At 41.5% G+C, this 18,719-nt stretch carries 17 protein-coding genes, 1 pseudogene and 2 riboswitches; of the genes and pseudogenes, 13 read left to right on the top strand and 5 right to left on the bottom strand.

The genetic code is table 11. From position 1 onward, the window contains the following. Window positions 1–22: 22 nt before the first annotated feature. The 3 genes from AC1DVK_RS12200 (at window position 23) to AC1DVK_RS12190 (ending at window position 3,965) form a co-directional block, all read left to right on the top strand. Complete coding sequence (locus tag AC1DVK_RS12200; protein ID WP_410862049.1) at window positions 23–1,123, top strand: GerAB/ArcD/ProY family transporter; 1,101 nt, start codon at window positions 23–25, stop codon at window positions 1,121–1,123. Beyond that, on the top strand, window positions 1,120–2,202 hold the full coding sequence (locus tag AC1DVK_RS12195; RefSeq protein ID WP_477626561.1) for a Ger(x)C family spore germination protein: 1,083 nt from the start codon (window positions 1,120–1,122) through the stop codon (window positions 2,200–2,202). Before AC1DVK_RS12200 ends, AC1DVK_RS12195 begins: the two co-directional genes overlap by 4 nt. Before the next feature lie 83 nt (window positions 2,203–2,285). After that, window positions 2,286–3,965: a glycoside hydrolase family 13 protein gene (locus AC1DVK_RS12190; RefSeq protein WP_089361906.1), complete on the top strand. Its 1,680-nt coding sequence runs from the start codon at window positions 2,286–2,288 to the stop codon at window positions 3,963–3,965. A gap of 48 nt (window positions 3,966–4,013) precedes the next feature. Here the strand turns inward: AC1DVK_RS12190 and AC1DVK_RS12185 are convergent, their stop codons facing one another. Together AC1DVK_RS12185 and AC1DVK_RS12180 are read right to left on the bottom strand one after the other, a co-directional pair. Beyond that, entirely contained in the window at window positions 4,014–5,465 is a 1,452-nt protein-coding gene (locus AC1DVK_RS12185; RefSeq protein WP_410862052.1) for an amino acid permease, read from the bottom strand. A gap of 96 nt (window positions 5,466–5,561) precedes the next feature. Continuing rightward, window positions 5,562–5,747, bottom strand: a riboswitch (Lysine riboswitch). A 254-nt stretch (window positions 5,748–6,001) separates the two neighbouring features. After that, complete coding sequence (locus tag AC1DVK_RS12180; protein WP_477626560.1) at window positions 6,002–7,012, bottom strand: LacI family DNA-binding transcriptional regulator; 1,011 nt, start codon at window positions 7,010–7,012, stop codon at window positions 6,002–6,004. A 402-nt stretch (window positions 7,013–7,414) separates the two neighbouring features. On the opposite strand from AC1DVK_RS12180, the pseudogene AC1DVK_RS12175 reads away from it, so the two are divergent. Beyond that, a pseudogene (locus tag AC1DVK_RS12175) lies at window positions 7,415–7,698 on the top strand (metal ABC transporter permease); the annotation flags it as partial. A 116-nt stretch (window positions 7,699–7,814) separates the two neighbouring features. Beyond that, the gene (gene rodA / locus AC1DVK_RS12170) at window positions 7,815–8,987 is read left to right on the top strand and encodes a rod shape-determining protein RodA (RefSeq protein ID WP_089361904.1); all 1,173 of its coding nucleotides are present in this window, start codon (window positions 7,815–7,817) and stop codon (window positions 8,985–8,987) included. A gap of 80 nt (window positions 8,988–9,067) precedes the next feature. On the opposite strand, the gene AC1DVK_RS12165 is transcribed toward rodA, so the two are convergent. Both AC1DVK_RS12165 and AC1DVK_RS12160 read right to left on the bottom strand, forming a co-directional pair. Continuing rightward, complete coding sequence (locus AC1DVK_RS12165; protein ID WP_089361903.1) at window positions 9,068–9,403, bottom strand: spore coat protein; 336 nt, start codon at window positions 9,401–9,403, stop codon at window positions 9,068–9,070. A gap of 13 nt (window positions 9,404–9,416) precedes the next feature. Beyond that, window positions 9,417–9,695, bottom strand: a complete 279-nt coding sequence (locus tag AC1DVK_RS12160) for a hypothetical protein (protein WP_061465500.1) — start codon at window positions 9,693–9,695, stop codon at window positions 9,417–9,419. Window positions 9,696–9,844: 149 nt separating this feature from the next. Here AC1DVK_RS12160 and AC1DVK_RS12155 point away from each other — a divergent pair, with 149 nt between their 5' ends. Next, the gene (locus tag AC1DVK_RS12155; protein ID WP_410862055.1) at window positions 9,845–10,762 is read left to right on the top strand and encodes a proline dehydrogenase family protein; all 918 of its coding nucleotides are present in this window, start codon (window positions 9,845–9,847) and stop codon (window positions 10,760–10,762) included. A 48-nt stretch (window positions 10,763–10,810) separates the two neighbouring features. Here AC1DVK_RS12155 and AC1DVK_RS12150 read toward each other — a convergent pair whose 3' ends face one another. After that, the gene (locus AC1DVK_RS12150) at window positions 10,811–10,942 is read right to left on the bottom strand and encodes a YuzL family protein (protein ID WP_089361901.1); all 132 of its coding nucleotides are present in this window, start codon (window positions 10,940–10,942) and stop codon (window positions 10,811–10,813) included. Between the two features lie 209 nt (window positions 10,943–11,151). Here AC1DVK_RS12150 and AC1DVK_RS12145 point away from each other — a divergent pair, with 209 nt between their 5' ends. The 7 genes from AC1DVK_RS12145 to AC1DVK_RS12115 all read left to right on the top strand — a co-directional run bounded on the left by AC1DVK_RS12145 (window position 11,152) and on the right by AC1DVK_RS12115 (window position 18,391). Further along, window positions 11,152–13,536 (top strand): 3-hydroxyacyl-CoA dehydrogenase/enoyl-CoA hydratase family protein, encoded by a 2,385-nt coding sequence (locus AC1DVK_RS12145; RefSeq protein WP_477626559.1) that lies wholly within the window; start codon window positions 11,152–11,154, stop codon window positions 13,534–13,536. A 70-nt stretch (window positions 13,537–13,606) separates the two neighbouring features. Continuing rightward, window positions 13,607–14,785, top strand: coding sequence for an acetyl-CoA C-acetyltransferase (locus AC1DVK_RS12140; RefSeq protein WP_289336868.1), 1,179 nt, complete (start codon window positions 13,607–13,609; stop codon window positions 14,783–14,785). Between the two features lie 71 nt (window positions 14,786–14,856). After that, window positions 14,857–16,644 (top strand): acyl-CoA dehydrogenase family protein, encoded by a 1,788-nt coding sequence (locus tag AC1DVK_RS12135; RefSeq protein ID WP_477626558.1) that lies wholly within the window; start codon window positions 14,857–14,859, stop codon window positions 16,642–16,644. A 141-nt stretch (window positions 16,645–16,785) separates the two neighbouring features. Beyond that, entirely contained in the window at window positions 16,786–17,142 is a 357-nt protein-coding gene (locus AC1DVK_RS12130) for an arsenate reductase family protein (protein WP_089361897.1), read from the top strand. Between the two features lie 95 nt (window positions 17,143–17,237). After that, a complete protein-coding gene (gcvH, locus tag AC1DVK_RS12125) occupies window positions 17,238–17,621 on the top strand; it encodes a glycine cleavage system protein GcvH (protein WP_061465494.1) in 384 nt (127 codons plus the stop codon). 92 nt (window positions 17,622–17,713) lie between these two features. Next, window positions 17,714–18,079: a toprim domain-containing protein gene (locus tag AC1DVK_RS12120; protein ID WP_061465493.1), complete on the top strand. Its 366-nt coding sequence runs from the start codon at window positions 17,714–17,716 to the stop codon at window positions 18,077–18,079. A gap of 3 nt (window positions 18,080–18,082) precedes the next feature. Then, a complete protein-coding gene (locus tag AC1DVK_RS12115) occupies window positions 18,083–18,391 on the top strand; it encodes a thioredoxin family protein (RefSeq protein ID WP_061466285.1) in 309 nt (102 codons plus the stop codon). 148 nt (window positions 18,392–18,539) lie between these two features. Then, window positions 18,540–18,645: riboswitch (SAM riboswitch) on the top strand. Window positions 18,646–18,719 lie beyond the last annotated feature (74 nt).

Below are 18,719 nucleotides of genomic sequence, written 5' to 3'. Positions count from 1 at the left end.
GCGAAGAAAGCGGTGAAAATGTATGGAAGTCAAACCAAAGGAAACTAAACTAATATCTCCATTTTTTGTTTTTTTTCTCTTGCCAGGCATGCAGATCGGAGTAGGGGTATTGGGGTTTGAACGGATCATAGCGAAAGAGGCTGGTCAAGACGCTTGGATATCGGTCCTCATTTCAGGGTTAATCATAAATGTTCTGCTTTGGATGTGTTTCAAGCTTTTAGGCAGGGGCCCCCAAACACTGGATTTGGTTGCCATCCATAAAGATTTGTTTGGTAAATGGGTAGGAAATGCTTTCAACATTTTTTTCATCCTCTACTTTATAATGATCTCCATCATTCTTATCAGGACTTATTTGGAAGTCATTCAGGTTTGGATGTTCCCTGGTGTTAATGTCCTGATGCTATTAACCATCATTCTAATTCTCGTGTATAGTTTTGTGGTGGGAGGGTTTAGGGCCGTTACTGGTTTTTGTATAATCGGACTTATTATTGGATCGCCGTTATTACTTTTGAATTATTTCCCATTAAAGCACGCCCACTTTGAGAATTTGGGTCCTTTACTTGATCATTCCTTTTTGGAAATCATGAAGGCCTGTAAGAGAATGACCCTGAATTACCTTGGTTTTGAATTACTCCTGATCTATTACCCATTCATTAAAAAGCGTGAAGACTCTCAAAAGTGGGCCCACTTAGGTGCGTTGTTTACCATGTCGATATATTTAGTCTTCATTATTGTCTCGTTAGCCTACTATCATCAAGATCAGCTGAAAGATGTAATTTGGGCTACATTGACTTTATGGAAAATTGTGGACCTTCCATTCGTTGAGAGGTTTGAATATATAGGGATTTCCGTTTGGCTGTTCATGGTGCTGCCGAATGTTTGCCTAGGGGTTTGGGCAGCGAGCAGAACAGTAAAAAGAGTGTTTGGATTTAGACAGAAAAAGGTGTTAGTTTACATCCTGCTTATCATTTTAGTTTCTTGCTGTTTTTTGGATAACCGCTATAGAATCGATAGGTTTAACACAATCAGTTCGGAAATAGGTTTTTATATCGTTTATTTGTACCTTCCTCTCTTATTCATATGGCAGTCGATTGTCTATAAAGTTAGGAGTCTTAATCCATGAAAATCAAACTTCTCTTGATTACATTATGTTGTTTCATGATGACAGCGTGCGGGGTGGAGAAGCAAATATTAGAAGATATTTTAATTGCTGAAGTCGTAGGTTATGATGATGCCGGAGACAAAAAAGTGAAAGGAACGGTCGCTGTCAGCGTTCCTCAGCCTGGGGAAGAAGCAAAACTAAGTAGAGAAGTATATGAAGCGACCTCCCATAATATAAAGACTGGCCGCCAGCAAGAAAATGCAAAAACACCATTCCCGATTGTCGGCGGGAGACTGACAGTCATTCTCTATGGTGAACAATTGGCAGGTAAGGGCTTGAATGATTATATTGATACATATAGGCGTGACCCAATGGTGGGAAGGGATTTATATTTAGCGATCGTTCATGGCAAAGCGGAGGATGTAGTTAAAATGGAGCCGAGGTTGATTAAAACTCCAGGAGTCCAAGTGAAAGAGCTGATCGAACAGAATATCAGGACTAATTTGCCTGATGTAGATTTGCATAGGTATTTATATGCGTGTCATGGTAAAGGAATCGATCCGGTCATGCCCCTATTGGAAACTGCAGGAGACCATATACGGGTAAAGGGTATCGCCCTGTTTAAAAGGGACAAGTATATCGGTAAATATATCCCTTATCAGGACGGATTTTTATTCAAAGTCCTTAGTGAAAATTTTAAGCTGGGGAGTTATGAAATCAAATGGAAGGAAAATGACTTTTCAGATATCAATAACGTGGAATCACGTGTCCATTATGATATCAGGAATGCAAATCAAGACCCCGAAGTCAGGATTGAAGTGAAATTAAAAGCGAGTCTGCTTGAGGTCCAAGGTTATGACTTGGGTAAATCAGTCGACCTGAATAAAATAGAGGCCAAAGCAGAACATGTCATTGGTGAAAAATTAGATGAAATGGTAACCATGTTTCAGGAAAACAACATAGATCCGATTGCACTCGGTGATATCGCTAAAAGTAAAACAAGAAATTTCAATCAGAAACATTGGGAGGAGGCCTATCCTCATATTCCAATCGAGGTGGATTTGGATATTGAAATGATTCAAACGGGAATAGTAGAATAAAAGAAGAATATTCTGAAGTTTCGCCCTTTATAATAGGGGTATTGGTGTAATTATATCAATGCGGCTAAAGAGGGGGGAAAGGCATGGACAAAGCATGGTGGAAAGAGGCAGTTGTATATCAAGTGTATCCAAGGAGTTTCATGGATAGTGATGGAGATGGGGTAGGGGATTTAAACGGGATCTTTATGAAACTTGATTATTTACAGGAGCTGGGTGTGAACGTGATATGGCTATCCCCTGTTTATCAATCTCCCAATGATGACAATGGGTACGATATCAGTGATTATCAATCAATCATGACTGAATTCGGGACCATGGCTGATTTTGACAGGTTGCTGAAGGCGTTGCATGAACGTGGAATGAAGATGATGATGGACCTGGTGGTCAACCATTCTTCAGATGAACATTCGTGGTTCAAGGAATCCCGATCCTCTATAGACAATCCAAAGCGTGATTATTATATTTGGAAACCTGGAAGGCATGGGAAAGAACCAAATAATTGGGAGTCCATTTTTAAAGGTTCGGCATGGGAATATGATGAAGGAACAGATGAATATTATTTACACTTATTCAGCAAGAAACAACCGGATTTAAACTGGGAGAACCCTAAGCTCCGTGAAGAAATCTACAGCATGATGACTTGGTGGCTGGATAAGGGTGTCGATGGTTTTCGGATGGATGTCATCAACTTCCTATCAAAAGATCAGAGCTATTCAGATGGATCCATTCAGCATGGGAAGCAGTTTGGTGATGGAAGCCCCTTTTTCTTGAATGGCCCGCGGATACATGAGTTTTTACAGGAAATCAATCAACGGGCACTTTCAGGATATGACGTGATTACCGTTGGGGAGATGCCGGGAGTCACCCCAGAGGAAGCGCAATTGTTCACAGGGAAAGATCGTGGTGAATTACATATGGTCTTTCAATTCGAACATATGGATTTGGGGGGCGGACCAGAAGGGAAATGGAGTAACGAAAAGTGGAACCTAAGCGATTTAAAACGAATTCTTTCCAAGTGGCAGACTGGTTTGGAGGAGGATGGCTGGAACAGTTTATATTGGAACAATCATGATCAGTCCCGGATTGTCTCAAGGTTTGGAAATGATGGAGAGTATCGTATTGAAAGCGCAAAGATGCTTGCCGCCTGTCTTCATATGCTTCAAGGTACACCTTATATATATCAAGGGGAAGAGCTGGGAATGACCAATGTTGCATTTGAAAGCATTGATGAATATCGGGATATTGAAACGTTGAATTCATATGACGAACTCGTCAATTCGCATGGCTGGTCAAAAGAGCGGATGATGTCAGCCATTCACGCCCGAAGCAGGGATAATGCGAGGACACCGGTTCAGTGGAATGACTCCCGGAACGCAGGATTCACGAAAGGGACTCCTTGGATTAAGGTCAATCCCAATTTTCCCGAGATTAATGCAGAAAAAGCCTACAATGATCCAAATTCCATTTTTCATTTTTATAAAAGGCTTATCCAATTACGCAAAAAACATGAAATTGTCGTTTATGGCCGTTTTGAACTTCTCTGTCCAGATGATGAACGAATATTTGCCTATACGAGAACGTTGGAAGATGAAAAGCTGTTAGTGCTATGCAACTTTAAGGAGGAGCATGCCGCATATTCTTTGCCTGAAGAGCTAAATTCATATTCTGCTACAAGGCTGATCGGTAATTATGAACAGGGGGAAAAAGGAATCTCGAGAATGCCTCTGCGTCCATATGAATGTCGTGTGTATCATTTGAAATGAAAAAGGACCTGGTTTTCTCCGTTGGAGAAGACCAGGTCCTTTTTAGTATTATTTTGATTTAAGGTCACATTCCTCAAGAGGAATGACTTTCGTTTTATGTTTAATTTTATAGCCGAACCATAGGACGAAAAATAGAATTAAGCCAATGTAGGAAACGAACATTGAATTCCAGTCGATCCCATTACTGCTGAAAGCTTGATAGCCTTGTCCGATGATAATGATAATACATAGGACAAGGGCGAATATTGGCCCGAATGGGAAGCCTTTGGCCCGGTATGGTAAAGCATTCATATCAAGGCCTTGAGCTGCGTAGGCTTTGCGGAATCGATAATGGGCGATCGCAATCCCGACCCAGGTGACGAATCCTGCCATGCCTGAAGCATTCAATAACCAAATATAAACGACACCATCTCCGAAAAATGATGCTAAGAATGCAACGCAGCCAACTAAAGAAGTCACGATAAGTGCATTCACGGGTACTCCTCTTTTATCTAACTTGCCAAGGAATTTAGGTGCTTTCCCATCACGTGCCAAGTCCCAGAGCATACGGGTTGAAGCGTACATGCCTGAGTTACCGGCGGAAAGTACGGATGATAAAATGATCGCGTTCATGATGGATGCAGCAAATGCAAGGCCAGCCCGTTCAAATACGAGCGTGAAGGGACTTACGGCAACATCTTCACTCAATAAACGTGAATCCGTAAACGGAATGATCATTCCAATTACGAAAATGGCAAGGATATAGAATAAGATGATGCGCCAGAAAACGGATCTGATCGCCTTAGGGATATTCTTTTCTGGATCTTCACTTTCACCAGCCGTCACTCCAAGCAATTCTGTTCCTTGGAATGAAAAGCCGGCAGCCATGAATACACCTAGAATCGTGAAGAACCCTCCATTAAAGGGACCTTCGCCCATTGTGAAATTGGAAAAACCAATAGGGTCTTTTCCACCCATGATTCCGAGAATGATCAGGACACCAGTGATCAAGAAAATGACGACTGTCACGACTTTGATCATGGCAAACCAGAATTCTGCTTCCCCAAAACCTTTAACGGACATGTAATTGATAAGAAACATAGTGATTAACGCAATAGCACTCCAGATGAAGGAGGGAGTATCAGGAAACCAGAACTTCATAATTAAGACAACGGCTGCTAATTCAGCGGCAATGGTGATTGCCCAGTTATACCAGTAGTTCCATCCGATCGCAAAACCGAAAGACGGATCGACGAATTTGGATGCATAGACACGGAACGAACCGGCCACTGGCATGAATGCTGCCATTTCTGCAAGACTTGTCATTAAGTAATAAACCATGATGCCGATGACCGCGTATGCCACCAAGGCACCGCCGGGTCCGGCTGAATGGATGGCACCGCCACTTGCTAAAAATAAACCTGTTCCAATCGTTCCACCTAATGAAATCATCATTAAGTGCCGCGCTTTCAGGCTCCTTTTTAATTCAGTGGGGCTTGATGCTGATTGTGAATTTGGCAATTGATGTTACACTCCTTTTTATTGGAAGGGAACGAAATATAAAAAAACAGCAGTCGAAAAAGATCGACGGCTGTTTATAATAAACCCGTTTATCCTTCCGAAGATAGCTCCCCACGCTTTTTTGAAAAAACGTGACAGTGATGTTCCTGTTCGGTGACACCGCCAGCGAGAATATACATGGAATATACCCTAACTTCGGCAACTTATCCTTTCAAACGGAGTCTTGAATTTTCCAGAATCTCGTCCGTTCTACTTTTATAAGCTGCAGCCTCTAACTCATCGGTAAATGAGGAAGTATTCAATTTTCTTAAATCGTAACGCCAGCTTGTAATTGGCCGTACGATGGTACTCATGAAAAATTATGCAATCGCAAATAGAATGCTAGTAACTGAGTAAACTTTACTATATCAAAATTATAAAATAACTTCTGGGATATCGCAATGATTATTTTATGTGGTTATTTTTCCCTAGTTCTCGAAAGATTGGAAGAGGAAACGATATATAAAAGTAAAGCCATTCTGATAACAATACCGTTATTAAACGGTCCTTCTTTTTATAAGGGCGTAGTCCAATTTTACATGTTGGACCGATTCGGGATTCTCAAATAGATCCACTGCCATTTTTCCAATCCATTCCAGAGGCAAGGAAATGGTCGTGATGTCCAGCATCTCACTCAGGCCATCATTATTGAAGCCCAGAATGGCCACCTCTTCAGGTACCCTCATACCCGATTTCTTAGCGGTGAGCATGAATCCAGCAGCCGTGTCATCATTAGTGATGATGATGGCTTCAGGTTTGTTTATCATCGAATGCCAATCCTCAAACAACTTTACACCGTCTTTGATGTGATAACTGCCTTCAAACAACCATTCTTTATTGTTTATAAGTTGATGTTTACTCATGATATCGTTAAAGGCCTTTGTTCGCAGAGAACTGTTCCTGCTCTTTTTACGGCCGAGGCTGTATCCAATTTTCTTATATCCTTTAGAAATCACGTATTCAAGGGCACAGGAGAATGCTGCATAATGATCAATGCTGATGGATGAGAATTCAGCCTGGGCTGTATCCTCACATAAGATAATAGGTCCGTATTTTTGATAATCCAAGAGGATTTTCATTTCCGAAATTCTTGAACAAACGATAATGCCATCGAGTTGCTTCATTTGCAGCATATTCAAAGCCTGGATTTCTTTCTCTCTTTCATAATGGGTTTGAAAGATCACGATATGACACCCAATTGCATTTGCCTGTTTAGTAATTCCGTTAACGATTGCCCCGTAATATGGGTGATTGGTGAAGGGGATGATGATGCCGATAAGATTTGTTTTGCCTTTTGAAAGATGAATGGCGTTGATATTTCTCGAATAATTCAAGCGATCAATGGCTTGTAAAACGCTCTCTCTCTTATTAGGGCTTACATATGGATGATTATTCAATACACGAGATACTGTTGAGACAGATACACCAGCACATTGAGCAATTTCTTTAATGTTTGTCATGGGATCACCATTTTTTCTTTTTTTTATATTGTACCGTATGAAACCCATTTCAGAGCAAGAGAACAGAGCATGGCTGCTGAAGATTTCTTCAAATAAGGTCTTGTTCTGGTATGGGTTTCATCCTTTAAGATTGGTTTAAGTCTTAGAGGAGGAGGAGATCAGGATGTTCCAAACTTTAATCAGCCTGTTTGTACTTTGCGGAATCGAATTGGGATTGGCGTACTTGGCAGTTTCTTTAAAGCCGGAAAAATGATTGGCAATGCACATGGAATGCCAGATGCCCGTCGAGAAATCCGCGTTTACTCTTGAAATACACACGTTTACTCGTGAATTTCACGTCGTCCCATCATAAACATTAGAAAAAGCTCCCCTAGTTTATATTCACCATAAAAACTCTACAATATAAATTAACTTCATCATTACGTTTTATGTACTGAAGGAAAAGCACTCTCCATTTTAGTAGTTGGAATGTTCATCATACCTGCCGCAACGGCTTATCTGCTGACAGATCGGTTAAGTAGAATGATATTTTCAGTATAATGGTCGGGGTGTTAAATTAAGTCATCGGTTATAATTCAGCTGCCATTTTGGATGCCTCGATATCCGGTTGCATGGTTGGATTGGCCTTTCTCTTTTCCCCAAGCCATGGATTGGTCAGAAGTGTGCTGAAATTGGAGAAAATCAAAGGAGGCACATGCTTAAATTCCCCCTTTCTGCAGGCTCCATGCAGATAACTTCATGAAGCTTGTAAACTATTCTTCGATATAGTTGTGATTTTATTTGTTTAAAGTATAATGAATAAGTGTATTTAAAGATGTATCGCAGGAGCCTTTTTAAGGGAGAGTTAAGTATGGAAGAACAAAATAAATTTTCATCTCGAATAGATTTTTCTTTGGTCACAATATTGCTGTTATTATGCGTAGGAAGTTGCTTAGCAATCTATAGTGCCCAAACGACTGGACAGTACGCGGAAAACTTCTTAATCAAACAAATCTTTTGGTATATAGTGGGGATTGGAATCGTATTAGGGTTTATCACCCTTGATTCGGATCAACTGAAAAAAATTTCCTGGTATGCCTATGGATTCGGATTATTTTTGCTTTTATTGCTGATCCTAATGCCAGAAAGTGTAGTACCTAAAATAAATGGTGCAAGAAGCTGGTACAAAATTCCAGGAGTCGGTTCGATTCAGCCATCGGAATTCATGAAGGTTTTCCTGATCCTGGCATTAGCAAATCTTATATCAAACCATCATCTCAAAAACACGCTGAAAACGATTCAAACGGATATCTGGCTGCTTATTAAAATCGGTCTCGTTACAGGTGCCCCGCTAATGTTAATCATGCAACAGCCGGATTTAGGCACCGGGCTTGTCATCTTGTCAATCATGCTAGGAATGGTTTTCATATCAGGTATATCATGGAAGATTCTGCTGCCTATCATTTCGGGAGGAATCGCCGTGGCTTCCACGGTCCTATACTTCGTCCTTTGGAAGCCGGAGATCCTGGAAAAATACTTAGGGGTAAAAACCTATCAATTCGGCCGTATCTATTCTTGGCTTGATCCATATAATTATGCGAGCTCCGAGGGGTACCACTTAACCAGATCCTTACTGGCCATCGGCTCCGGCCAGACCACAGGTAAGGGGATAGGTGAGAGGGTAGTGTATCTCCCAGAGAGTCATTCGGATTTCATTTTCAGCATCATCGGTGAAGAATTCGGTTTCATCGGATCAAGCATCTTGATTTCCTTGTTTTTCCTATTGATTTACCACATAACAAAAACGGGAATGGACACGAAAAATAACTTCTATACATATATCTGTGTTGGCGTTATAAGCATGTTGACGTTTCACGTTTTTCAAAATATCGGCATGACGGTAGGCCTTTTACCGATTACGGGGATTCCACTTCCATTTATCAGTTATGGAGGAAGCTCGCTAATGGGGAACATGATGGCCATGGGCTTAATATTCAGCATTCGGTATCACTATAAGAAGTATATGTTTTCTACGGATATCTAAACATAAAGCCGGCCTCCCGTGGCCGGCTTTACTTGTGCAAAAAAAACAAAGGGAAGCAGAATCTCCCCCTGAATGTTTGCTTATTGAATGTTCGATCCAGGTGGGAACTGATTTTTATATCCGGAAAATTGTTGATACGATTGGCTTAGGCTCGGAGCCTGCGCCTTTTCTAAACTATACCAGCCTTTTTCGAACATAAGGTTATAGAGCTCACGCTGCATCTCCTGATTTTCTTTCGAAACGGAGAAAATGTCTTGGAATAATGCTTGGTTACTCATTTCATGCAAGGCAACGGAAAAGGAGTTACAAAAGTACTTTTCAGTTGTGAGCATATCATTTATAAAATCCCTGTCATTCATTTGAGGAGTCTTTGCTACAGGAGATTCTGGATTTTGGACTTTGTTTTCATTGGGCATCAAGAACCCTCCTTTACTGGTATTGTTGTTGAACCTGGTTTTGATCCGGATTCAAATGTTTCAAAATGGTATCGTAATGGCGTTGATGCATGAGTCCGCACCGATTTAACGCATCAATGATTTGTGGGTCCTTGCATTGAGTGGCAAAAAAATGTGCTTTTTTAATCGCATTCAGATTCCATGCAAGCATATCGGTTAAGTATAAGCTGTCTTTTACCGAAACCATTTCCGGTGGCTGTTTCATATAGCCGGTGGACTGCTGTTGGCTGTTAAACGAATTTTGCTGTTCCATCATTCTACCTCCTTCAGTGTTCTTTAAACGTATTTAAGTTCCCCTTCAAGAAATTTTTTTATTCTTGATTCTAAATTTCTGAAAATTGAATTAAATGGTAAAATAATCTTGTGCATCTATTTTCCGAAATGATTTGGAGGGGAATGCAGATGGAAAGAATATTGAGAAGTCTATTTCTTTTTTTATCAACGAACAAAAGCATGACAATGGCAGCGAAAAAATACGGATTACGGTTTGGGGCCTCGCGTTTCGTGGCAGGAGAAACATTGGATTTGGCCTCTGTTGTGATTGCAGACCTAAATAGGAAAGGGCTTGCTGTTACCATTGATTATTTAGGCGAATTCATAGAAGAGGAACAAGAAGCAAGGAAGATGGCAGATGAATGTATAGAAGCGATTCGCATGATTGGCAGAAATGAACTGGATTCACAGTTATCTCTGAAGCTAACCTCGATGGGCTTGGATGTATCCGAACGAGTCGCAATGAACAACATGCGGAGGATTTTAGCGGAAGCCAAAGCCCATAAGGTTTTCGTGACGCTTGACATGGAAGATTTTCCGCGCTGTCAGCCAACTTTGGATGTATTCAAAAACTTAAAGGCTGAATATAATGAATTGGGGACTGTCATCCAAGCATATCTGTATCGGACCGAAAAGGATATTGAGGAGCTGAATGAATACCATCCGAATCTAAGACTTGTTAAAGGAGCATATAAAGAATCAAGGGAAGTGGCTTTTTCCGAGAAAAAAGACGTCGATGAAAATTTCAAGAAAATTATCAAGAAGCATTTGCTGAATGGCAATTATACAGCCGTTGCCACACATGATGATAAAATCATTGATTATACGAGGGACTTGGTCAAAGGGGAGGGAATTCCCCAGGATCAATTTGAATTTCAAATGTTGTATGGCATACGTAATGAGAAGCAGCTTGAACTTGCTAAAGAAGGATATAAGGTTAGGGTGTATGTTCCTTATGGTACGGATTGGTATGGGTATTTCATGCGCCGCCTTGCGGAGAGACCGGCCAATATTGCTTTCGTTTTAAAAGGCCTTTTCAAGAAATAGAAAGCGAGAGCCGCCCCGGATAAGGGACGGCTGCTCTAATAGAAGGCTTTATTTTTTGAATTGATTGTTCTGGCTGTTCACTTTATTGATTCCATGTTGACGTTCACCGCCAGGTCCGGCATTGCCTTTTACGCTTGCTGCACTTACAGCTGCTTTAGAAGGATTATTTTTACTCTTCATTTTATAATTCACCTCCTGCCCGGTTATTTTTTACTGAACAGAGGAGAAATAACCAAAGTAATTTGGAGGAAAAAATATTTTTTTCCTGTTTAATCATTGCGGAATTTCCAAATTTATTCTATATTAATAATAAGAAAAAATATTCAAAATTTTTTGGATTAAAAATGAATGAGTATTCATTCAATATATTGCGTAAGGGGGATATAAACTTGGTTCGACAAATACGAAAGGCTGCTGTTCTAGGGTCAGGAGTTATGGGATCAGGGATTGCCGCACACCTTGCTAACATTGGCATTCCGACTTTATTATTGGATATTGTACCTCGTGAGCTCACAGAGGATGAAAAGAAAAAGGGTTTGACATTAGATAATGAACAAGTGCGTAACCGCATCAGCCAAACTGCGATTACTAAACTTTTAAAACAGAAACCAGCTCCGCTTTCTGCTAAGGGAAATATTGCATTGATCGAGGCAGGAAACCTGGAAGATGATATAAGTCGCTTAAAGGATGTCGATTGGGTCATTGAAGTGGTCGTTGAAAAACTTGAGGTTAAGCAAAGTGTATTTGCCCAGGTTGATCAGCATCGTAAACCAGGAAGCATCATTTCATCGAATACATCCGGAATCTCAATCGAAGCGATGGCAGAAGGCCGTTCGGAGGATTTTCAAAAGCACTTCCTGGGAACCCACTTCTTCAATCCACCGCGTTATCTTAAATTGTTGGAAATCATCCCTACTAAAGCTACTTCACCAGAAGTGCTCGAATACATGAAACGATTCGGAGAAGATGTACTGGGAAAAGGTGTCGTCGAAGCCAAGGATACGCCAAATTTCATCGCAAACCGCATTGGCACTTATGGTTTATTGGTCACTCTCCGGGAAATGCAAAAAGGCGGATACAGTGTCGGAGAAGTCGACTCGGTTACAGGACCGTTGATCGGAAGGGCAACTAGCGCGACTTTCCGGACACTTGATGTAGTTGGATTGGATACCTTTGCACATGTTGCCAAAAACGTATATGACCAGGTGGATGGGGAAGAAAAAGAAGTTTTCAAAATACCTGATTTCATGAATGAAATGCTTAAGAATGGGTGGCTTGGAAGCAAGTCAGGCCAAGGGTTTTTCCTGAAAAGGGGCAAGGAAATCCTTGAACTGAATCCCGGAACCCTTGAATATGCTGAACGAAAAAAATTAAAAACGCCTTCCATCGAAATGGCTAAACAGGCCAAGGGCTTGGAAAATAAACTGAAAGCGCTTGTTTATAGTGAAGACCGTGCTGGCCAATTGCTTTGGAACGTGCTGAATCCGGTGATTGTATATTCTGCCCAACTGCTTGGTGACATCGCGGATGACATAGTGGCAATCGACCAAGCGATGAAATGGGGCTTCGGCTGGTCCACTGGTCCTTTTGAAACCTGGGATGCGATAGGTGTAGAGAAATCGGTAGCCCGCATGGAAGCGGATGGCCTCACAGTTCCGCAATGGGTGAAGGATATGCTCGCCAAGGGCATCACTTCTTTCTATAAAGAAGAAAATGGCATTGTCCACTATTATGATAATGGTGAATATAAAGAGCTTATCGAAAATCCTAAAGTGATCAATCTTAAAGCAATCAAGAAGCAAAAAGGCGTAATCAAGAAAAACAGCGGTGCAAGCTTGATAGATATCGGCGATGGAGTGGCTCTTCTTGAATTCACTTCACCGAATAATGCAATCGGTCTGGATATCATGCAAATGATCAATGCGGCGGTCGACGAAGCGGAAGCGAATTTTAAAGGCCTGGTCATCGGTAACCAAGGCAAGAATTTCTGTGTTGGCGCTAATATTGCAATGATGTTGATGGAAGCGCAAGATGACAATATTCTCGAACTTGATATGGTCATCAGCCAATTCCAAAAGGCGATGCTTAAAATTAAGTACAGTGCGGTCCCGGTAGTGGTAGCCCCGTTTAATATGACACTTGGCGGTGGTGCTGAAGTATCCCTTCCGGCTGCGCGCATCCAGGCAACGACTGAAACGTATATGGGACTAGTGGAAGCTGGTGTAGGTTTGATCCCAGGCGGCGGCGGTACTAAAGAACTTTATGTGAAGACATTGAGGAATATGCCGAAGGGTGTCGACTTTGATTTACAGAAAGTGGCCAACAAAGTATTTGAAACGGTCGCCATGGCAAAAGTTTCAACCTCTGCTGAGGAAGCACGCGGGGATAATTTCCTTAATTCAACTGATGGAATAAGCGTGAATGCGGATCATCAACTATATGATGCGAAGCAGGCAGTCATCTCCATGTATGAACAAGGTTATACTGCTCCAACCTGCACAAAGATTCCTGTAGTAGGTGAAACGGGTTATGCCACACTGCTATTGGGGGCGGAATCCATGCGCCTTTCAGGATTCTTATCCGATCATGACCTTGTCATAGCCAAAGAGCTTGCATACGTCTTGGCAGGGGGGAAACTCCCATTTGGCACGAAAGTGGATGAACAGTATATCTTGAACCTAGAAAAACAAGCGTTCCTAAAACTGATTTCAACTCCAAAATCACAAGCAAGGATGCAGCACATGCTTGTTAAAGGGAAACCACTCCGTAACTGATAATAGATGAAGATATGGCCAAACGAAGGTTAATAGATTGATAGCTTAAAAATGAGTAAGGGGGATCCTCATGAAAGAAGCGGTAATAGTAGCTGGAGCAAGGACTCCGGTAGGAAGAGCGAAAAAAGGTTCTCTTGCTAATGTACGCCCGGATGATTTAGGGGCTCTTGTTGTAAAGGAAACGTTAAAGCGTGCAGGGAATTATGAAGGCACCATCGATGATCTGATTATCGGTTGTGCGATGCCTGAAGCTGAGCAAGGATTGAACATGGCGCGTAACATTGGAGCATTGGCAGGATTGCCTTATACAGTGCCAGCCATAACCATTAACCGTTACTGTTCAAGCGGATTACAAAGTATCGCTTATGGAGCGGAGAGAATCATGCTTGGCCAAAGTGATACAGTCATTGCAGGCGGAGCGGAATCCATGAGCCTTCTGCCGATGATGGGCCATGTAACACGTCCGAACGCGCAACTTGCGGAAAAAGCCCCGGAATATTATATGGGTATGGGTCATACTGCTGAAGCCGTTGCAAAAAAGTACGAAATTTCCCGAGCCGATCAAGATGCATTTGCTGTACAAAGTCATCAAAGGGCGGCTAAGGCCATTGCAGAAGGAAAGTTTTCGGATGAAATCGTGCCGGTTGACGTAACCCTCCGCTCAGTGGGGCCTGATCTTAAATTAAAGGAAAAGTCATTCACATTTGCGCAGGATGAGGGCGTTCGTCCAGGAACGACTGTTGAAGTGCTGAAAAAACTAAGACCTGCATTCTCTGTTACAGGATCCGTAACAGCAGGGAATTCATCACAAACGAGTGATGGAGCAGCCGCGGTCATGGTCATGGATGGGGAAAAGGCATCTTCATTAGGGATGAAACCGATTGGTAAGTTCCGCTCCTTTGCTGTAGCGGGGGTACCACCTGAAATTATGGGCATCGGACCGATTGCAGCCATTCCTAAAGCTTTAAAACTAGCAGGCCTTGAGTTATCCGATATTGGTTTATTTGAATTGAATGAAGCCTTCGCTTCCCAATCCATTCAAATCATTCGTGAGCTGGGATTGAATGAAGAGATTGTCAATGTGAATGGTGGAGCCATTGCCTTGGGCCATCCCCTAGGATGTTCAGGAGCAAAATTGACATTAAGCCTGCTTCATGAAATGAAGCGCAGAAACCAACAATTCGGAGTCGTGACAATGTGTATCGGCGGCGGAATGGGAGCTGCCGGAGTATTTGAATTATTAGCGTGACCCACCCTTTCCAGAAGCTGTCAACATGCTTCCGGCGGGTTTACTATCATTAACATTTAGGAGGAAATAACATGTCGAATCAAACTAAAGATAACCTCATTAAAGGCGGAGCCTTTTTAGTAGAGGATATTACGTATGATCAAGTGTTTACACCTGAAGATTATTCCGATGAGCATAAAATGATTGCCAAAACTTCTGAGGATTTCGTAGTGAATGAAATTCTGCCGCAGGTTGAACATTTAGAGAACCATGAATTTGACCGTTCTGTTAAATTACTGAAGCATGCAGGTGAAATCGGTTTACTTGGTGCTGACGTTCCTGAGGAATACAGCGGATTGGGTCTTGATAAAATCAGTTCGGCATTAATTACAGAAAAAATGGCACTTGCAGGCGGCTTCGGTATTACGCATGGTGCACACGTAGGTATCGGATCTTTGCCAATCGTATTATTCGGGAATGAAGAACAAAAGAAAAAATATCTCCCTTTACTGGCAACGGGAGAGAAAATTGCTGCGTATGCATTGACGGAGCCCAGCTCAGGTTCAGATGCCTTAGGAGCAAAAACGACAGCGAAATTGAATGCAGAAGGAACCCACTATATTTTAAATGGTGAAAAACAATGGATTACGAATGCAGGTTTTGCAGATGTCTTCTGTGTTTACGCTAAAATCGACGGCGAACAATTCTCTGCTTTCATTGTTGAGCGAGATTATAAAGGCGTATCAACTGGTGCTGAAGAGAAGAAAATGGGGATCAAAAGCTCATCTACACGTACATTAATCCTTGAAGACGTTCTTGTACCAGTCGAAAATCTTTTGGGTGTAGCAGGAAAAGGGCATGTCATTGCATTCAATATCCTGAATATTGGCCGGTATAAGTTAGGCGTGGGTGCTGTCGGCGGATCTAAACGTGCCCTTGAGATTACAGCTGCTTATACGAATCAACGCCAACAGTTCAAAACGAAAATTTCCGATTTTAACTTGACGAAAGAAAAACTTGCAACAATGGCGGCAAAAATTTATGCTGCTGAAAGCTCTGTTTACCGTACCGTTGGACTTTATGATCAAAGACAGAGCAAGTTGACGGATGAGCAAGTGAAAGATGGAAAATCAATGGCAGCTGCAATCGCTGAATATGCAATTGAGTGTTCAGTGAATAAATTCTTCGCCTCCGAAGTATTGGATTACGTTACGGATGAAGGCGTACAGCTTCATGGTGGTTATGGTTTCATGCAGGAGTATGAAATTGAAAAAGCATATCGTGATTCCCGTATTAACCGGATCTTTGAAGGTACAAATGAAATCAATCGATTGCTTGTTCCGGGAACTTTCCTGAAAAAAGCACTTAAAGGGGAATTGCCACTTCTTCAAAAGGCACAAAGCCTGCAAGAGGAATTAATGATGATGATGCCGGAAGAGCCTGGCGATGAGCCATTGGCACAAGAAAAAATGCTTGTTAGAAACGCTAAGAAAATCGGTATTTTGGCTAGTGGCCTTGCTGCCCAGAAATATGGGAAAAACCTTGATCAAGAACAAGAAATCCTCTCCAACATTGCTGATATAGCTTCCCTTGCCTATGCAGCTGAGTCCGTTGTGTTACGTACGGAAAAAGCAATTGCGTCTACGGGGCTGGAGAAGAACAAACAAAAAGTGCTTTATACGGAAATTTTCGTTCAGGAAGTTTTCAATGAAATAGAACAACATGCAAAGGAAACGTTAATTGCGGTGGAAACAGGCGACACTCTTCGCATCATGCTTGCTTCCCTTCGCAAGCTGACAAGACACACTCCAATCAATGTCATTGCGAAAAAACGTGAAGCTTCGGTAAAGGTAATCGAAACGGAAAAATATGCGCTATAAGCAATAAATCAGAATCTGTAAAGGGGATGCCCGTAAAGGCATTCCCTTTATTTCCTTTGATGAAATCTCATTGGGAATTCAAAGGATATTTCATTGTATTGCGTGGTGAAAACGGGTATTCTATTGATAGGTGGTGAAACGATGGGCTTAACATTATATTGGTACCCAAAATGCGGCACATGCCGTAATGCGAAAAAGTGGCTGGATAATCATGAACTGCAATATGAAGCAATCCATATAGCGGAAAACCCGCCTTCGCGAACTGAAATCGAACAATTATATAAAATCAGCAATTTAGAGTTGAAGAAGTTTTTCAATACTAGCGGTCAAAAATATCGGGAGCTGGGCTTAAAGGATAAGCTGAAAGAAGCTTCTGATGCAGAGATGCTTGATATATTGTCCACAGATGGCATGCTTCTGAAAAGGCCGATTGTTACGGATGGTACCAAAGTGACGGTAGGTTTCAAAGAAGAGCAATTCGATCAGGTTTGGAACTGAAATTTAACAAAATATTTGGTTAATTCCTTACTTAAACATAAGATCTGCCTTATAATGGAATAGATAAAATAAGATGTACATATGGAGGGTTAATAATGACAACAACACCAAAAGAACTTCGTTACACTAAAGAACATGAATGGGTCAAAACGGAAGATGGAACAGTGCGCATTGGAATTACTGCTTTCGCCCAGTCCGAGCTTGGGGACATCGTATTCGTTGAGCTTCCGGAAATCGGTGATGAACTGAAAGCGAACGAGCCATTTGGAAGTGTGGAATCCGTTAAGACGGTTTCTGAGCTTTATGCTCCAATTAGTGGCAAGGTTGTTGAAGTAAACGAAGATTTAAGTGACAACCCTGAATATGTAAATGAATCTCCTTTTGAAAAAGCATGGATGATCGTGCTTGAACCATCAAATAGCAGTGATATTGAAGATCTGATGAGCGCTGAAGAATATGAAAGTTTGATTAACGGTTAAAATAAAGGAGAGGGGGGCCTGGAAAGGCCTGCTCTCTTTTTCATTTTGTACAATTGCAGTTGCGCACATAATTCGTGAGATGGAGTGATGACATGGAATGGGGCGAGTTCGATAAAGTGATCATTGTAGAAGGCAGTTCCGATAGAAAAAAAGTTGCCTCCGTTTTAAATGAAGATGTGGATATAAGATGTACGAATGGGACCATATCATTAACTAAGCTCGATGAATTAGTGGATGAATTGATGGAACGTGATGTTTATCTCCTGTTTGACGCAGATGAATCAGGAGAAAAGCTGCGGAAGCAATTCCGAAGGGAAATGCCGGAAGCGAACCACCTGTATATTAATAAAATGTACAAAGAAGTGGAAAGCTCACCCGAACATCATATCGCAACTGTGCTTTTATCTGCCAATATGAATGTGAAAATGAAATTTTTAAGTCAAAGGATGAACGATTAATTGATGCAGGAATGGAAAGAAGAAGAGTGTAAGATTGCCGTTGAAAAAGGGGAAACCTTTTGTTTATATTTATATACGCCTTTATGCGGTACCTGTCAGGTGGCTTCCAAGATGCTGACGATATCCATGGAACTTTTCCCGGAATTGAAGGCAGGCAAAATGAATATGAACTATGTCCAAGCAATCGCCGAATCGTATGAAATTGAAAGTGTCCCTTGTTTATTGCTTTTCAAAAAAGGACAGCTGCACAAAAAAATATATGCCTTTCAATCCGTTCCTTATTTGTATGGATTGCTTAAGGAAATCAGCTAAGAAACCAATCAGAACCGGATTGGTTTTTTTATTGTGAACATTTTGCTCCCAAATTGAAATCAAAAAAAGAATATTCTAACAATTCATTGACTGATTAATTCTAAAATGCTATATTTTGAATTAAGTAAGTAACGGCTGAATTTAATAGTTCTTATCAAGAGTGGCGGAGGGACTGGCCCGACGAAGCCCGGCAACCGGTATAAATTTATATACGGTGCTAATTCCAGCAGAGTGTTGGCTCTGGAAGATGAGGTGTGTTTTAAAACCTCTTCTTGTGGAAGTGGTTTTTTTGTTTATGAAAGGCCAGGTTTTCATGAAATTCCAACTA

This window comes from Peribacillus sp. P4_B1, assembly GCF_056402395.1.
Note: the sequence above shows the minus strand (reverse complement) of the source record. Positions and strands in the feature narration are given on the sequence as shown.

Bases quoted from the DNA above. Each gene is read 5' to 3' on its own strand.
- AC1DVK_RS12115 (WP_061466285.1), top strand. From the start codon at position 18,083: ATGCAGGAATGGAAAGAAGAAGAGTGTAAGATTGCCGTTGAAAAAGGG.
- AC1DVK_RS12160 (WP_061465500.1), bottom strand. From the start codon at position 9,695: ATGGAACAGCAAAATTCGTTTAACAGCCAACAGCAGTCCACCGGCTAT.
- AC1DVK_RS12195 (WP_477626561.1), top strand. From the start codon at position 1,120: ATGAAAATCAAACTTCTCTTGATTACATTATGTTGTTTCATGATGACA.
- gcvH (WP_061465494.1), top strand. From the start codon at position 17,238: ATGACAACAACACCAAAAGAACTTCGTTACACTAAAGAACATGAATGG.
- AC1DVK_RS12120 (WP_061465493.1), top strand. From the start codon at position 17,714: ATGGAATGGGGCGAGTTCGATAAAGTGATCATTGTAGAAGGCAGTTCC.
- AC1DVK_RS12130 (WP_089361897.1), top strand. From the start codon at position 16,786: ATGGGCTTAACATTATATTGGTACCCAAAATGCGGCACATGCCGTAAT.
- AC1DVK_RS12190 (WP_089361906.1), top strand. From the start codon at position 2,286: ATGGACAAAGCATGGTGGAAAGAGGCAGTTGTATATCAAGTGTATCCA.
- AC1DVK_RS12180 (WP_477626560.1), bottom strand. From the start codon at position 7,012: ATGGGTTTCATACGGTACAATATAAAAAAAAGAAAAAATGGTGATCCC.
- AC1DVK_RS12165 (WP_089361903.1), bottom strand. From the start codon at position 9,403: ATGCCCAATGAAAACAAAGTCCAAAATCCAGAATCTCCTGTAGCAAAG.
- AC1DVK_RS12200 (WP_410862049.1), top strand. From the start codon at position 23: ATGGAAGTCAAACCAAAGGAAACTAAACTAATATCTCCATTTTTTGTT.
- rodA (WP_089361904.1), top strand. From the start codon at position 7,815: ATGGAAGAACAAAATAAATTTTCATCTCGAATAGATTTTTCTTTGGTC.
- AC1DVK_RS12135 (WP_477626558.1), top strand. From the start codon at position 14,857: ATGTCGAATCAAACTAAAGATAACCTCATTAAAGGCGGAGCCTTTTTA.
- AC1DVK_RS12155 (WP_410862055.1), top strand. From the start codon at position 9,845: ATGGAAAGAATATTGAGAAGTCTATTTCTTTTTTTATCAACGAACAAA.
- AC1DVK_RS12140 (WP_289336868.1), top strand. From the start codon at position 13,607: ATGAAAGAAGCGGTAATAGTAGCTGGAGCAAGGACTCCGGTAGGAAGA.
- AC1DVK_RS12150 (WP_089361901.1), bottom strand. From the start codon at position 10,942: ATGAAGAGTAAAAATAATCCTTCTAAAGCAGCTGTAAGTGCAGCAAGC.